This window comes from Ramlibacter agri, from assembly GCF_012927085.1.
Taxonomy (GTDB): Bacteria; Pseudomonadota; Gammaproteobacteria; order Burkholderiales; family Burkholderiaceae_C; genus Ramlibacter; species Ramlibacter agri.
The window spans coordinates 21,538-34,551 of the sequence record NZ_JABBFX010000003.1 but is presented as its reverse complement, the minus strand read 5'-3'; the positions used below and the strand labels follow the sequence as shown (position 1 = coordinate 34,551).

The window sequence follows — 13,014 nt, the reverse complement described above, 5'->3', positions numbered from 1 at the left end:
GCGTCAATGCCGGCGCGCCCGCCTTAGAATCGCGCCATGGCCGCCGCCCTCGCTCCCGCCCACCGCCCCAAGCGCCTGGACCGCACGCGCCAGGCCGCGCCGCAGGTGTTCGAGCGCCTGCGCGAAATGATCATCGCGCTGGAACTGGCGCCCGGCACCGTGCTGGCCCGCGCCGACCTCGCGACCATGTTCGGCGTCAGCCAGACGCCGGTGCGCGACGCGCTGATCAAGCTGAGCGAGGAAGGCCTGGTCGACATCTTTCCGCAGCACGCCACGCACGTGAGCCGCATCGACGTGGCCTCGGCGCTGCAGGCGCACTTCCTGCGCCGCGCGATCGAGCTCGAAGTGGTGGACGCGCTGGCCCGCAAGCCGACGGAGTTGCTGCTGGCGCAACTGCGCGCGCAGCTGGAGATCCAGCAGGCGCTGGCCGGTGGCGAGGACTACGACCAGTTCATCGCCGCCGACCGCGAGTTCCACCGGCTGATGTACGTGGCGGCCGGCGTGCCCGACCTCTACGACCTGGTGTGCCGGCGCAGCGGCCACGTCGACCGGCTGCGGCGGCTGCACCTGCCGAGCGCCGGCAAGGCGCGCGCCGTCGTGCGCGACCACAAGCGCGTGCTCGAGGCCATCGCCGCCGGCCAGCCCGGCGAAGCGCGCGAGCGCCTGCGCGAACACCTGTCGGGCACGCTGGCGCAGGTGGACCGCATTCGCGCCGAGCATCCCGACTTCGTCGTGTAGGCCGCTTCCGCCGCCGCGCAAGCGTGGCGTGAAAAGCTGCGCGCGATGCCTGACCGGCGCGCAAGCAATTGCAACGGCGAGCTCCTGAAATCGGAGCACGCACCCATCATGGGAAAAGGATCACCACCGCCTGAGCGTAGTGCCTTTTGCCCAATATGCGTCCGCCCTGCCCGCAGCGTCCATCACCGGCGTGCTGCGCGAGGCGCTGCAGACCTTGCGGCTGCAGTTCGCGATGGACGTTGCCTTCCTCTGCGCCTTCCGCAACGGCCAGCGCCTGCTGCTGCTGGCCGACTGCGCCTCCTCGGCCGACGCGTTTGCCGAACCCCACGCCACCGCCCTGTGCATGCGCATGGTCGAGGGCCTGCTGCCGCCCGTGCTGCCCGATGCGCGCGCCGCGCCGGAAGCCGCCGCGCTCGCCAGCGCGGCCGGCCGGCCGCTGGGCGCCTGGCTGTCGGCGCCCATCCGCTTCCACGACGCCACGATGTTCGGCGCCGTCTGCTGCTTCCGCGCGGCGCCGCATCCCGGGCTGCGCTCGGGCGACGCCAGCGCGGTGCGCCTGCTGGCGGCGCTGGTGGCGCGCCTGCTCGAAGGCCAGGCCGACGCCAACCGGATCCGGCGCGTGCGCCTGCAGCGCCTGCAGCGCGCGCTGGAGGAGGCGCAGCTGACCACCGTCTACCAGCCGATCCTCGACGTCGCCAGCCAGACGCTGGAAGGCTACGAAGCGCTCACCCGCTTCCACTGCGACCCGCAGCGGCCGCCCGACTGGTGGTTCGCCGAAGCCGAGGCCGTGGGCTTGCAGGCGCAGGTGGAGACCGCCGCGGTGACGGCGGCGCTCAGCGGCTTGCGCAGCGTGCCGCGCAAGGCCTACCTGTCGGTCAACGTGTCGCCCGCCACGTTGCTGGAGCCCGGCTTCCTGCGCATGCTGCAGGCGCAGCCGCTGCCACGCCTGGTGCTGGAACTGACCGAGCACGCCTCGGTGGAGGACTACGAAACGGTCGTCGCGCGGCTCGCGCCGCTGCGCGCGCAGGGCCTGCGCATCGCAGTGGACGACGCCGGCGCCGGCTTCGCCAGCTTCCGCCACATCCTGCGGCTGCGGCCGGACCTGATCAAGCTCGATGGCAGCCTGATCGCGCGCATCGACCGTGACGCCGGCGCGCGCGCGCTCGCCGGCGCGCTGGCCCGCTTCGCGGACCAGACCGGTTGCACGGTGGTGGCGGAAGGCGTGGAAACCGAGGCGGAACTGCAGGTGCTGCGCCAGCTGGGCATCGACAAGGCGCAGGGTTTCCTGCTCGGCAGACCGGCGCCACTGCCGGTTTTCACTGCGCACGCGGCCGCGTGTCAAGGGCATTCGTCGGCGCTGGAGCGCGAGATATCCACCGCCGCTGTGGACAAGGATTCCGCAGAAAACAGTACGGCCCCAGCAGAATCAAGGCGCGTGCCTGCCGGCGCCGGGCTGCTCAGGAAATAGGCAGTGTCGCCAAGGCGTCAGCGCCGTGCGGCGCGCGCGATGGCCTCGAGCAACAGGTGCGGCTTCAGCGGCTTGCCCAGGTGCAGGTCGAAGCCGGCGTCCAGCGTCCGCTGCCGGTCCTGCGGCCGCGTGAAGGCGGTCAGCGCGATGATCGGCAAGGCTTCGGCGCGCTCGAGCGGCTCCAGTTGGCGCACCGCGCGCGCCAGCTCGTAGCCATCGCGCCCGGGCAGGCCGATGTCGCTGACCAGCACGTCAGGCCAGGCTTCGCGCAAGGCGGCCAGCGCACTCTCGTAGTCGTGCGCCGCCCGCACGCGCGCGCCGCGTTCGGACAGCACCAGCTGCATCATCTCCACCGCCTCGCGGTCGTCTTCCACCAGCAGCACGTCGAGCCCGCTCAGGGCCTCGATCTGTTCCTCGCCTTCGGCGGCCGGGTCGTTCTCCGGCTCGCCCCAGGCGCTGTCCGGCCCCGGCTCCACCGGCAGGTCCACGCGCATGACGGTGCCCTGCCCCAGGCCTTCGCTTTCGGCCACCACGGTGCCGCCATGCAGGTCCACCAGGTGCTTGACGATGGACAGGCCCAGCCCCAGCCCGCCATGCGAGCGGTTGCCGGGCGCGTCGCTCTGCGTGAAGCGGTCGAACAGGTGCGGGATGAAATCCGGCTTGATGCCCTGGCCGAAGTCGCGCACCTCCAGCCGCAGGCGCTCGCCTTCGCGCTTCAGGCTCACCAGCACCTTGCCGCCTTCGGGCGAGAACTTGATGGCGTTGGTCATCAGGTTCCAGAAGATCTGCTGGAAGCGCGCCGCGTCCAGCCACGCGGGCTGGTGCGCGCCATCCACCTCGGCCTGCACCTGCAGCTTCTTTTCCTGCACGCTGGCGCCCAGCGCTTCGATCGAGCTGGTGACCAGCTCCGCCGGGTCGGCCAGCTCGCGGTCCAGGCGCAGCTTGCCGGAGTTGATGCGCGAGACGTCGAGGATGTCGGAGATGATGCGCGCCTGCGTCTTCACGTTGCGCTCGATCGCGTCGATGCCCCTCATGCCCTCGGGCAGCACGCCGCGCTTCTTCAGCACGTGGACCCAGCCGACGATGGCGTTCAGCGGCGTGCGCAGTTCGTGCGAGAGCACGGCGATGAAATCGTCCTTGGTGCGGCTGTGGCGCTCGGCCACCACGCGCGCGGCCTGTTCGCGCTCCAGCACGTCGCGCCGGCGCGTCTCCAGCTCGTGGCGGTCCGACACGTCGATGGCGATGGCGATGCGCACGCCCGGTTCCACATGGGCCGAGATGCTCCACTCCAGGAACACCGGGCGGCCGTCCGCCGCCAACAGCGGGAATTCGCCGCGCCAGGGCGCGCCGCCGCGTCCCGACGCGGTGATGTTGCGCTCGACGCTCGTGCGCCACTCGGGCGGCGCCAGTTCGGCGATGCCGTGGCCGATCAGCGCCTCGCGCGGGCGCGCCAGCATCTGCTCCAGCGCCGGGTTCACGTCGGCGAAGCGGCCCTCGCCGTCCACCAGCGCGATGCCGCTCTGCGCCTGGTCGTAGATGGCGCGGAAGCGCTGCTCGCTGCGGCGCAGTTCGTCCTCCGCGGTCCGCGCCCGGATCAGCGCCTGCAAGGTGGCGACCAGCAGCGCCGGTTCCACCGGATGCACCATGTAGCCGTCGGCGCCGGCATTGAGGCCGGTGACGCGGTCTTCATTGCGGATGAACTCGGCCGAGAGATGCACCACCGGCAGCGAAGCCGTGGCGGGCCGGCTGCGGATCACGCGGCAGACCTCGAAGCCGTCGGTGTCCGGCAGGTGCACGTCCAGCACCACCGCCGACATGCCCTGCGCCACCAGTTCGAGCGCTTCGCCGCCGGTGCCGGCCTCGGCGGTCTGGAAGCCGGCGGCCCGGATCACGCGCGCCGTCGAATAGCGCGTCGCCGGGTTGTCGTCGACGACCAGCACCGTGTGCCGGCCGCGGTCGATGGTGGTGTTGATGACGTCCGCTTCCATCATGGCTGCAGTTGCACCGGGATGGTCACCGAGAAGACCGAGCCCTTGCCGGGTTCGCTCTCCAGCGCGACCGAGCCGCCCAGCAGCTCGGCGAGCTTCTTGCTGAGCGACAGGCCCAGGCCGGTGCCGCGCAGCCGCTTCTGCAGTGGCGAGCGCACCTGCGCGAAGTCCTGGAAGATGGTGTTGTGGAACTCGGGCGCAATGCCGATGCCGGTGTCGGTGACCGAAAAGGTGATGCGGTCGCCCTGCAGCAGCGCGGAGACGCGCACCTCGCCCTTGGGCGTGAACTTGAGCGCGTTGGAGATGAAGTTGCGCAGGATCTGCGACAGCTTGCGGTCGTCCGTATAGAGCTTGGGCACGTCGCGCGGCTCCTCGAACACCAGGTTCACCGCGGGGTTGGTCAGCACCGGCTTGAACATGCCGCGCAGCGCCGAGAACAGGTCGACCATCTCGAACCAGGCCGGCGAGATCTCCACCCGGCCAGCTTCCACCTTGGCCAGGTCCAGCAGGTCGTCGACCATCTCGGCGAACTCGGTGGCGTTCTGCTGGATGAATTCGACCTGCCGCGCCTGTTCCTCGGTGAGCGGGCCGTCCACGCGGTCGATCAGCAGGCGCGCGATGCTGCGGATGGAGTTGATCGGGGTGCGGAACTCATGGCTCATGTAGGCCAGGAAGCGGCTCTTGAGCTCGGTGGCCTGCCGCAGCTGGTCGGCCTGGGCATCGAGCTCGGCGTAGAGCGCCAGCACGCCGCGGTTGGTTTCTTCCAGCTCGGCGCGCAACTCGTGCGCCTCGCGGCGGCTTGCCTCGAGCGCGTGGGTCAGGTCCGGTGGGTCGGTGGACGCCATCTCAATCCTTCCGCCGGAGCACGGCGACGGTCGCGTCGTCGCGCCCCCGGCAATGGTCGCGCACCAGCAGCGCGGCCGCAAGAGTGGGATCGCGGCCCAGCACCGGCACCAGGATGTCCGGCTGCCAGCGCGTGTTGATGCCGTCGCTGCAGACCACCAGGAGCGCGTGGGCCGGCCAGGGCAACAGCGTCTCGTCGGGCGTGCGGATGGTGACGCCGGCGGTGCCATGCTGCGTGAGCAATGTGCGGTCGCTGGTCCCGGACACGAGGCGGCCGACGACATTGCCCGCGCCGGCCAGGCGGACCACATCCGCCGTGGCGTCGGCCTGCAGCAGCGCCACCGCGGCGCCGCGCGTGCTGCGCAGCCGCGCGTGCATGCGCTCCAGCAACTGGCGCGGCGCGACCATGGGCTCCGCCTGGAACACGGCGATCGCCGCATCCGCGGCCTCCGCCGCGTCGGGCCCATGGCCGAGACCGTCGACCACGGCCATGGCCGACTTGTTGCCATGCACGGCGAAGGCCCAGGCGTCGCCGCAGACGTGCTCGCCCGGTGCGGCGAGCGAGATCGCGCCCACGCAGATCGCGTTGTCGCCGCCGGCCTGCGCCGGCATGCGCGAGCGGATCCGCGCCACGGCCAGCGTGCCGCCGGGCACGCTGGAATGCAGGTCGAACTCGCTGGCCAGCCGGCGCACCGCGCCGAGGCCGGTGCCGGGCGTGCCACCGGTGGAATAGCCATCGCCCAGCGAACGCTCCACGTCGGCGATGCCCGGCCCTTCGTCGATGGACACCACCTCCACCTCCGCCCGCAACGGTCGTGCGGCCAGCAGGAGCCGGCCCTTGTGTGCGTGGCGCACCAGGTTGGTGGCGAGCTCGGTGACGACCAGCGCCAGCCGGCCGGCCTCCACCTCTTCGAAGCCGTTCTCATGCGCCAGCCTCGCGGCATGGCGGCGCGCCTCGCCTACGCGGCTGGCGTCGTCCATGGGGAAGACGACATGGTGACTGCCGGTGATCACTTCCACCGGACGATGCTAACGCGGGTGCCGGCCCCAGGTGCCGACTGCAGCTCGAATTCGTGCACCAGGCGCTTGCTGCCCGGCAGGCCCAGGCCCATGCCGCCACCGGAAGTCCAGCCGTCGGTGAGGGCCAGCTGGACGTCGGGGATACCGGGGCCCTGGTCGACGAACTGCAGGCGCAGGCCACGCCGCACGCCGTCTTCCAACAGTTCCCAGTGCATGTCACCGCCGCCGCCGTGGACCAGGGTATTGCGCGAAAGCTCGCTGGCCGCGGTGATCATCTTGGTCTGGTCGACCAGCGAGAATTTGAGCTGCTGGGTCAGCACACGCACTTTTTGCCGGCTGGCGACGATGTCCTCCTCGGCCCGCAACGGCACGCTGCCTCGATGGTCTTCAGCGGGCAATGCGCGTCTCCTTGCGGCCCTGCGCCAGCAGTTCCATGCCGCGCTCGACGTTCAGCGCGGTCCGCACGCCTTCCAGCGACAGGCCCAGCTCCACCAGCGTGATGGCCACCGCCGGCTGCATGCCTACCACCACCGTGGTGGCGTCGAGGATGCGCGAGATGCCGGAAATGCTGCCCAGCATGCGGCCGACGAAGGAGTCCACGATTTCCAGCGCGGAGATGTCGATCAGCACGCCGCGGGCGCCGCTGTCGGCGATCTTGTTGGCCAGGTCGTCCTGCAGCGCCAGCGCCATCTGGTCCTGCATGTCCACCTGGATGGTGACCAGCAGCGTCTGCCCCATCTGCAGGATCGGGATGCGATTCATGGGAGGGCCCTAGCGCGTGCGCGTGACCGTGAAGCCCTGCTGCTCCATGGCGAGTTCCAGCGCGTCGGCCAGGCTGGCCTTGGTCGCGATGCCCTGCAGGTCGATGCCCAGGTGCACGATGGTCTGCGCGATCTGCGGCCGGATGCCGCTGATGATGCATTCGGCGCCCATCAGCCGGATGGCGCTGACCGTCTTGAGCAGGTGCTGCGCCACCAGCGTGTCCACGGTGGGCACGCCGGTGATGTCGATGATGGCCAGCCGCGAACCGGTCGCCACGATGCGCTCCAGCAGCGTCTCCATCACCACCTGCGTGCGGCTGGAGTCCAGCGTGCCGATCATGGGAACGGCCAGCACGCCCTCGAACAGCTTGATCACCGGGGTGGACAGCTCCAGCAGGTCCTGCTGTTGCCGTTTGATGAGTTCCTCACGGGTCAGCTGGTAGGTGGACACGGTCCACTGCGCCATCTTGTCGACCAGCGCGGAGATCGTCCACACGGTTGCCATCTGCCGGCCCGCGTCGCCGCCCAGCTCGCGCTGGATGGCCTTGAACAGCGGCCGCTTGAAGGCGAGCACGAACGCGCTGGTGTCGCCGGCCGACTGGCCCTGCGCCGCGCGCGAACGTGACAGCGTCGCCAGCACCTCGCGCAGCGGCGTCCAGGCAGCGGCCTGGAACTGCTCGGGGTCGCCGCTGGCCTGGAGGCCTTCGCGCAAGGTGCGCAACAGGTCCGCGGCCTCGCCGCGCATGGCGCGCCGGTTGGCGTCGGTCAGGCGGGAGGAAGCGGCTCCTGCCTCCTCCAACCACTCGGAAGTGATCTGCTCTTCGTGCTGCGTCAGGAGGCGGAGCACGATCTCGGCTTCTTGGTTCATGGGAGTGGAAGGAAGGTGGACTATGACTCAACCATTATGAGCAGCGAGGCCGAGCACACGGTGTAGGAAAAGCCTGACACTGGTCGACACAACTCAATCGAGGAGCGTCGGCAACTGCGCCATGTTCGTGAATATGACTTGCGCCCCCGCTTCGCGCAAGACGGCCGGTGCATCGTGCCCCGCTTCCGGCGGGCTGTAGCCGAACACCGTGGCCCCTGCCGCGACGCCGGCGCGCACCCCCGTCACCGTGTCCTCGACCACCGCGCTGCGGCCTGCCTGGACGCCCAGCACCTCCATCGCCGCGAGGTAGACATCGGGGAAGGGCTTGGAGCGCGGCGTCTCGTGGCCGCTGAAGACGCGGCCCTCGAAGTAAGGCAGAAGGCCGCACTTCTTCAACTGCAGTTCCACCTTGAAGCGGTCGGCGCCGGAGCAGCAGGCCAGCCGGCCCTGGAAGCGCTCGCTGAGGCCGGCCACGGCCGCCACCGCATTCGCGATGGGCTGCACGCGCGCGGCCAGGCCTTCGTTGCGGCGCTCGCGAAAGCGCACGAACCACTCTTCGCCGAGCGGCTGGCCGGTGTGGGCTTCGATCAGCGCGTGTTCGTCCTTCACAGCCTTGCCGACGAAGATGCGCATGCACTCGGCGAGCGTGAGCTTCCAGCCCGCCTCTTCCAGCATGTCGCGCAGCACGCTGCAGGTGATCGTTTCGCTGTCCACCAGCACGCCGTCGCAGTCGAACAGCACGGCGTCGAAGCGTTCCTTCAAGAGACTTCTCCATCCACGTAGAACCAGCGGCCGTCTTCGCGCACGAAGCGGCTGCGCTCGTGCAGCCGGTGGCCGCGACCCGAAAGGCGCGAGCGTGCCACGAATTCGACTTCGGCGTGCCCGGCGTCGAGCAGGCGATGCTGCCGCACCTCCAGCCCGAGCCACTTGAGGCCGGGCTCGAAGTCGATCGAGGCGGGCCGACGCGAGTCGTGCCAGGTGCCTAGCAGATAGGGCCCGTCCTCCAGCAGGAAGGCGCAGTAGCGCGAGCGCATGAGCGATTCGGCGTCCGGCGCCGGCGTGTGCGGGAAATCGGCGAGGTAGCGGCCGCAGCAACGCGCGAAGGCAAGCGGCAGGCCGCGCGCGTCGCGGCGTCCGCAAGGGCAAGGCGCGGCATGCGTGAGGGTCATGCCGGCTTCCTTGCCTTGCGCTCTTCCAGCGTCTCCACCGCGCCGCCCTGCTTCGCCCACTCGGTGAAGCCGCCGTCGATGTGGGCGACGTTGCGCATGCCCATATCCTGCAGCGTCTTCGTGGCCAGCGCGCTGCGCCAGCCGGCGCCGCAGAAGAGCACGAACTCCTTGCCGGCGTCGGCGAAGATCTTCTTGAAGTACGGCGAGTCCGGGTCCACCCAGAACTCCAGCATGCCGCGTGGGGCGTGGTAGCTGCCCGGCACGGTGCCTTCGGCCTGCAGCTCACGGACATCGCGGATGTCGACCAGCTGCAGCGCGGGGTCGTCCAGCCGCTGCCGCACCTCGACTACGGAATAGGTCTTCACCTGCGCCATCGCTTCGTCGACCAGCGCACGGTAGCCCTTGGTGATCGCCATGCGTTCCTCCTGTGGTTGCCTGCATCCTAACTTGCTCCTAACCTGCGGGCATGGACAGTGACGAACAGCAGATCCGGGCCTTGGTGCGCACCTGGCTCGAAGCCAGCCAGAAGGGCGATGTCGAGACCGTGCTCGGCCTGATGAGCGACGACGTGGTGTTCCTGCTGCCGGGCCGCCCGCCCATGCACAAGCCGGAGTTCGCCGCGCTCGCGCGCGCCCAGGCGGCCGGCGATGCGCCGCGCATGGAAGGCGAAAGCGAGATCCAGGAGCTGCAGGTGCTGGGCGACTGGGCCTTCGTGCGGACCCGGCTGCGCGTGGTGGCCACGCCGGCCGGCGGTCCGCCCATCGAACGCGCCGGCCACACTCTGACCTTGCTGCGCAAGGAGAACGGCCGCTGGCTGCTGGCGCGCGACGCCAACCTGCTCGCGCCGGTGGCGCCGCCACGCACCTGACTCGCGGCTGATCAGCCGCCTTGTCCTCGCGCGCTGCGCTTCCTATAGTGGCTCATCATGGCCACGCAGCGCCTGCGATCCGGCGGCCCCGTCCAGGTGCTCCTGGTGGCGGGCTCGGCGCAGCTGCGGCAGGCCTGGGTCGACATCCTCGCGGCCGTGCCCGGCGTGCGCGTCGCCGGCCAGTTCGGCGCCGCGGCCGACCTGCTCGAGTGGCTGGTCTGGACGCACCAGCCCTGGCACTACGCCTTCGTGGACCTCGCCTTGTGGAACGGCCCGGCGCAGGAATGGCTGCGACAGGTCGCAAGCCGGCGCGATGCAGGTACAGTGGTCGCCGTCGCCGACGAGGTGTCCCCGGCCGCGCGCGAGACCTGCGACCGGGTGGGCATCCGCGAGCTGCTCCCCCGGGACGACCTGGAGGCATTTCGCGGATTCGTGCAGAAGCAGTTGATGTAAACACCCCATGGCCCTTGCCTCCTCTCCCGTTCGCATGAAGCTTGGCGGCCCGCAGCGCGTGCTGCTGCTGGCGCATCCGCAGGCCCTGCTCGCGCACATGACCGAAGTGGTCGGCTCGATCGAGGGGCTGCAGCTCGCGGGCGCTTTCGACAACGCCGAAGCGCTGGTGGACTGGACCGTGTGGGATCGCAGCGGCTGGCACGTGGCCTTCGTCGACCTCACGCTGCCCGGCGACGCGAGCCGCGACGTCATCCGGCGGCTGTTCGCGCAGCCCCGGCCCGGGACGGTGGTGGCGCTCAGCGCGCACCTGTGGAAGGAGATCCGCGAGGACTGCGCGCGGATGGGCGTCTACCAGCTGATCGAGAAAGGCGACCTGGTCGCCTTCCGCGGGGTGCTGGAAGAGCGGATGCGCTGACTACGCCAGCGCCCGCTGGATGAGGATCTTCTGCACGTCCGACGTGCCTTCGTAGATCTGGCACACGCGCACGTCGCGCCAGATGCGCTCCACCGGGAAGTCCTGCACGTAGCCGTAGCCTCCCAGGGTCTGGATGGCGGCGCTGCAGACGCGCTCGGCCATCTCGCTGGCGAACAGCTTGGCCATCGCGGCTTCCTTCAGGCAAGGCTTGCCGGCATCTCGCAGGCTCGCCGCATGCCAGATCAGCTGGCGCGCCGCTTCCAGTTGCGTCGCGCAATCGGCCAGCCGGAAGCCCACCGCCTGGTGGTTGAAGATGGCGGTGCCGAAGCTTTCGCGCTCCTTCGCGTACGCCAGCGCCACTTCGAAGGCGCTGCGCGCCATGCCGACGCTCTGCGCGGCGATGCCGATGCGGCCGCCTTCCAGCGCGGACAGCGCGATGCGGTAACCCTCGCCTTCCTCGCCGATCAGGCTGGCGGCGGGAATGCGGCAGTTCTCGAAGTTGATCTGCGCCGTGTCGCTGGAGTGCTGGCCGGTCTTCTCCTCCAGCCGCGCGACCACGTAGCCCGGGGTGTCGGTGGGCACCAGGAAGGCGCTCATGCCGCGCTTGCCGGCGCCCTTGTCGGTGACCGCGATGACGACGGCCAGCTGGCCGTTCTTGCCGCTGGTGATGAACTGCTTGACGCCGTTCAGCACGTAGCCGTCACCGTCGCGCGTGGCCGTCGTGCGCAGCGCCGCGGCGTCGCTGCCCACGTGCGGCTCGGTCAGGCAGAACACGCCGAGCAGTTCGCCCTGCGCCAGCTTCGTCAGCCACTGCTGCTTCTGCGCCGCACTCCCATAGCGCATGAGGATGGCGTTCACCGGGCAGTTGGTGACGCTGATCGCGGTGCTGGTGCCACCGTCGCCGGCGGCGATCTCCTCCAGCACCAGCGCCAGGCTCAGGTAGTCGAGCCCGGCGCCGCCGAACTCCTCGGGCACGCAGATGCCGTAGGCGCCCAACGCCGCGAGGCCCTGGTGGGCTTCGCGCGGAAAGTGGTGCTCGCGGTCCCAGCGCGCGGCGTGCGGCCAGAGTTCGCGCTGCGCGAAATCGCGCACCGCATCACGGATCATTTCCTGGTCGGGCGTCAGCAGCATCGTCGGTCTCGCTTTAGCGGCCTTGCGCCAGGTCCATCACCAGGCGGCTGGCGAGGTACAGGCGGCGCGGGATGGCGTCGACCATCACGTATTCGGCCTGGTTGCTGTGGTAGCCGAAGCCGGGCAGGCCCAGGCTCTCGATGACCGGCTTGCCGGACAACGCGGCATAGGCGGCGTCGGTGCCGCCGCCGCCACGCTGCGAGACCTTGAGTTCGGCGCCGGTTTCGCGGTAGATCGCGACGGCCTTCTCGATCATGCGCTTGCCGTCCGCATCGGCGTTGAAGGCGGGACGGCCGTAATCCACGGTGATCTTGTTTTCCGCCTTGGGGACGCGCTTCTTGTGTTCGATGCGGTCTTCCAGCGTCTTCAGCAGGCCGTCGAGGTCTTCCTTGCGGCCGTAGCGGATGTTGGCTTCCAGGTAGGCGTCGTCCGGGATGATGTTGGACACCTGGCCCGCCTTCACGACCGTCCAATTGAAGCGCAGCTCGCGGCTCCTGTCGTCCAGGTCCATGGTGCGCAGCACGATGTCCGAGGCTTCCACGGCGGCATTGACGCCGGCCTCGGGGTTGGCGCCGGCGTGCGCGGCCAGGCCCTTGACGCCGACCTTGTAGTAGACGATGCCGGAAGTGCCCAGCGTGAGGTTCTCGTGGTCGGCTCCGGTGGGCTCGAAAGACAGCACGAAGTCGTGCTCGCCGGCCACCTTCTGGATCAGCTCGCGCGAGCCGAAGGAGCCGCGCTCCTCGTCCGTGTTGAACAGCACGGTGATCTGCCCGAAGTCCTGGAAGTTGCGCGCCTTCAGCAGCGCCAGCGTGTGCAGGATGACGGCCACGCCGCTCTTGTCGTCGGCGATGCCGGGGCCGTAGGCGCGATTGCCCTCCACGCGGAAGGGCGCCTTGGCCAGCGTGCCCTTGACGTAGACGGTGTCCATATGCGCGATCAGCAGGATGCGCTTGCCGCCGCGGCCCGTGAAGGTGGCTTGCACGTTGTCGCCCACCACGTTGGCCACCGCCTTGTGCCGCACGACCTTGCCGCCCAGCGCCTGCAGGCGCTGCTCCAGCAGGTTGTCCATGGCGGCGATGCCTTCGGGGTTGCCGGTGCCGGTCTCGATGTTCACCAGGCTTTCCAGCGTGCGGACCACAGCGGCCTGCTCCGCGCTGGCGGCCTGCAACAGGGCATCGTCACGCTGTTGCGCCGCGGCGGGCAGGCTGCAGGCGAGGACGGCGGCGGACACGGCGGCGAGACGGGCCGCGGGCGGGAACAACTTCAAGAAAAACTCCAGTGGGGGGAAACAG

Annotated in this window: 16 protein-coding genes; 5 read left to right on the top strand and 11 right to left on the bottom strand. The window is 69.9% G+C overall.

All coding sequences use genetic code 11. The annotated features are described in order from the left end of the window. The first annotated feature begins 36 nt into the window (after nt 1-36). Entirely contained in the window at nt 37-738 is a 702-nt protein-coding gene (locus HHL11_RS24710) for a GntR family transcriptional regulator (protein WP_169421277.1), read from the top strand. 139 nt (nt 739-877) lie between these two features. Next, nucleotides 878-2,206, top strand: coding sequence for an EAL domain-containing protein (locus HHL11_RS24705; protein ID WP_205964642.1), 1,329 nt, complete (start codon nt 878-880; stop codon nt 2,204-2,206). A 17-nt stretch (nt 2,207-2,223) separates the two neighbouring features. On the opposite strand, the gene HHL11_RS24700 is transcribed toward HHL11_RS24705, so the two are convergent. From HHL11_RS24700 to HHL11_RS34190, 9 genes are all read right to left on the bottom strand, one after another. Continuing rightward, the gene (locus HHL11_RS24700; RefSeq protein WP_169421276.1) at nt 2,224-4,197 is read right to left on the bottom strand and encodes a hybrid sensor histidine kinase/response regulator; all 1,974 of its coding nucleotides are present in this window, start codon (nt 4,195-4,197) and stop codon (nt 2,224-2,226) included. After that, on the bottom strand, nt 4,194-5,039 hold the full coding sequence (locus HHL11_RS24695) for a sensor histidine kinase (protein WP_169421275.1): 846 nt from the start codon (nt 5,037-5,039) through the stop codon (nt 4,194-4,196). Before HHL11_RS24695 ends, HHL11_RS24700 begins: the two co-directional genes overlap by 4 nt. A 1-nt stretch (nt 5,040) precedes the next feature. Beyond that, nucleotides 5,041-6,057 carry an ATP-binding protein gene (locus HHL11_RS24690; protein ID WP_342593271.1) on the bottom strand — a complete coding sequence of 339 codons (1,017 nt, stop codon included), beginning with the start codon at nt 6,055-6,057 and terminating at the stop codon, nt 5,041-5,043. Beyond that, nucleotides 6,048-6,455, bottom strand: a complete 408-nt coding sequence (locus HHL11_RS24685; protein ID WP_169421274.1) for an anti-sigma regulatory factor — start codon at nt 6,453-6,455, stop codon at nt 6,048-6,050. The genes HHL11_RS24690 and HHL11_RS24685 overlap by 10 nt, the downstream gene beginning before the upstream one ends. After that, nucleotides 6,445-6,819 carry an STAS domain-containing protein gene (locus tag HHL11_RS24680; RefSeq protein ID WP_169421273.1) on the bottom strand — a complete coding sequence of 125 codons (375 nt, stop codon included), beginning with the start codon at nt 6,817-6,819 and terminating at the stop codon, nt 6,445-6,447. Before HHL11_RS24680 ends, HHL11_RS24685 begins: the two co-directional genes overlap by 11 nt. A gap of 9 nt (nt 6,820-6,828) precedes the next feature. Then, the gene (locus HHL11_RS24675) at nt 6,829-7,686 is read right to left on the bottom strand and encodes an STAS domain-containing protein (protein ID WP_169421272.1); all 858 of its coding nucleotides are present in this window, start codon (nt 7,684-7,686) and stop codon (nt 6,829-6,831) included. Nucleotides 7,687-7,779: 93 nt separating this feature from the next. After that, entirely contained in the window at nt 7,780-8,448 is a 669-nt protein-coding gene (locus tag HHL11_RS34200) for an HAD family hydrolase (protein WP_240980429.1), read from the bottom strand. Next, complete coding sequence (locus HHL11_RS34195; protein ID WP_205964640.1) at nt 8,445-8,855, bottom strand: YchJ family protein; 411 nt, start codon at nt 8,853-8,855, stop codon at nt 8,445-8,447. Before HHL11_RS34195 ends, HHL11_RS34200 begins: the two co-directional genes overlap by 4 nt. Continuing rightward, nucleotides 8,852-9,271, bottom strand: coding sequence for a rhodanese-like domain-containing protein (locus HHL11_RS34190; protein WP_205964639.1), 420 nt, complete (start codon nt 9,269-9,271; stop codon nt 8,852-8,854). Before HHL11_RS34190 ends, HHL11_RS34195 begins: the two co-directional genes overlap by 4 nt. A 50-nt stretch (nt 9,272-9,321) precedes the next feature. On the opposite strand from HHL11_RS34190, the gene HHL11_RS24665 reads away from it, so the two are divergent. From HHL11_RS24665 to HHL11_RS24655, 3 genes are read left to right on the top strand one after another with little or no spacing between them, the layout of a single operon-like run. Next, a complete protein-coding gene (locus HHL11_RS24665; RefSeq protein ID WP_169421271.1) occupies nt 9,322-9,723 on the top strand; it encodes a YybH family protein in 402 nt (133 codons plus the stop codon). Nucleotides 9,724-9,780: 57 nt separating this feature from the next. Further along, nucleotides 9,781-10,176 carry a hypothetical protein gene (locus HHL11_RS24660; RefSeq protein ID WP_169421270.1) on the top strand — a complete coding sequence of 132 codons (396 nt, stop codon included), beginning with the start codon at nt 9,781-9,783 and terminating at the stop codon, nt 10,174-10,176. 7 nt (nt 10,177-10,183) lie between these two features. Then, a complete protein-coding gene (locus HHL11_RS24655) occupies nt 10,184-10,591 on the top strand; it encodes a response regulator transcription factor (protein WP_169421269.1) in 408 nt (135 codons plus the stop codon). Here HHL11_RS24655 and HHL11_RS24650 read toward each other — a convergent pair whose 3' ends face one another. After that, nucleotides 10,592-11,722 carry an acyl-CoA dehydrogenase family protein gene (locus HHL11_RS24650; RefSeq protein WP_169421268.1) on the bottom strand — a complete coding sequence of 377 codons (1,131 nt, stop codon included), beginning with the start codon at nt 11,720-11,722 and terminating at the stop codon, nt 10,592-10,594. Between the two features lie 13 nt (nt 11,723-11,735). Next, entirely contained in the window at nt 11,736-12,989 is a 1,254-nt protein-coding gene (locus tag HHL11_RS24645) for a glutamate carboxypeptidase (protein ID WP_169421267.1), read from the bottom strand. Nucleotides 12,990-13,014: the final 25 nt, after the last annotated feature.

What these genes read in the sequence shown, in the direction of transcription:
- HHL11_RS24710 (WP_169421277.1), top strand. Translation starts at nt 37, where the DNA reads ATGGCCGCCGCCCTCGCTCCCGCCCACCGCCCCAAGCGCCTGGACCGC.
- HHL11_RS24700 (WP_169421276.1), bottom strand. Translation starts at nt 4,197, where the DNA reads ATGATGGAAGCGGACGTCATCAACACCACCATCGACCGCGGCCGGCAC.
- HHL11_RS24695 (WP_169421275.1), bottom strand. Translation starts at nt 5,039, where the DNA reads ATGGCGTCCACCGACCCACCGGACCTGACCCACGCGCTCGAGGCAAGC.
- HHL11_RS24680 (WP_169421273.1), bottom strand. Translation starts at nt 6,819, where the DNA reads ATGAATCGCATCCCGATCCTGCAGATGGGGCAGACGCTGCTGGTCACC.
- HHL11_RS24675 (WP_169421272.1), bottom strand. Translation starts at nt 7,686, where the DNA reads ATGAACCAAGAAGCCGAGATCGTGCTCCGCCTCCTGACGCAGCACGAA.
- HHL11_RS34195 (WP_205964640.1), bottom strand. Translation starts at nt 8,855, where the DNA reads ATGACCCTCACGCATGCCGCGCCTTGCCCTTGCGGACGCCGCGACGCG.
- HHL11_RS34190 (WP_205964639.1), bottom strand. Translation starts at nt 9,271, where the DNA reads ATGGCGATCACCAAGGGCTACCGTGCGCTGGTCGACGAAGCGATGGCG.
- HHL11_RS24665 (WP_169421271.1), top strand. Translation starts at nt 9,322, where the DNA reads ATGGACAGTGACGAACAGCAGATCCGGGCCTTGGTGCGCACCTGGCTC.
- HHL11_RS24660 (WP_169421270.1), top strand. Translation starts at nt 9,781, where the DNA reads ATGGCCACGCAGCGCCTGCGATCCGGCGGCCCCGTCCAGGTGCTCCTG.
- HHL11_RS24655 (WP_169421269.1), top strand. Translation starts at nt 10,184, where the DNA reads ATGGCCCTTGCCTCCTCTCCCGTTCGCATGAAGCTTGGCGGCCCGCAG.
- HHL11_RS24650 (WP_169421268.1), bottom strand. Translation starts at nt 11,722, where the DNA reads ATGCTGCTGACGCCCGACCAGGAAATGATCCGTGATGCGGTGCGCGAT.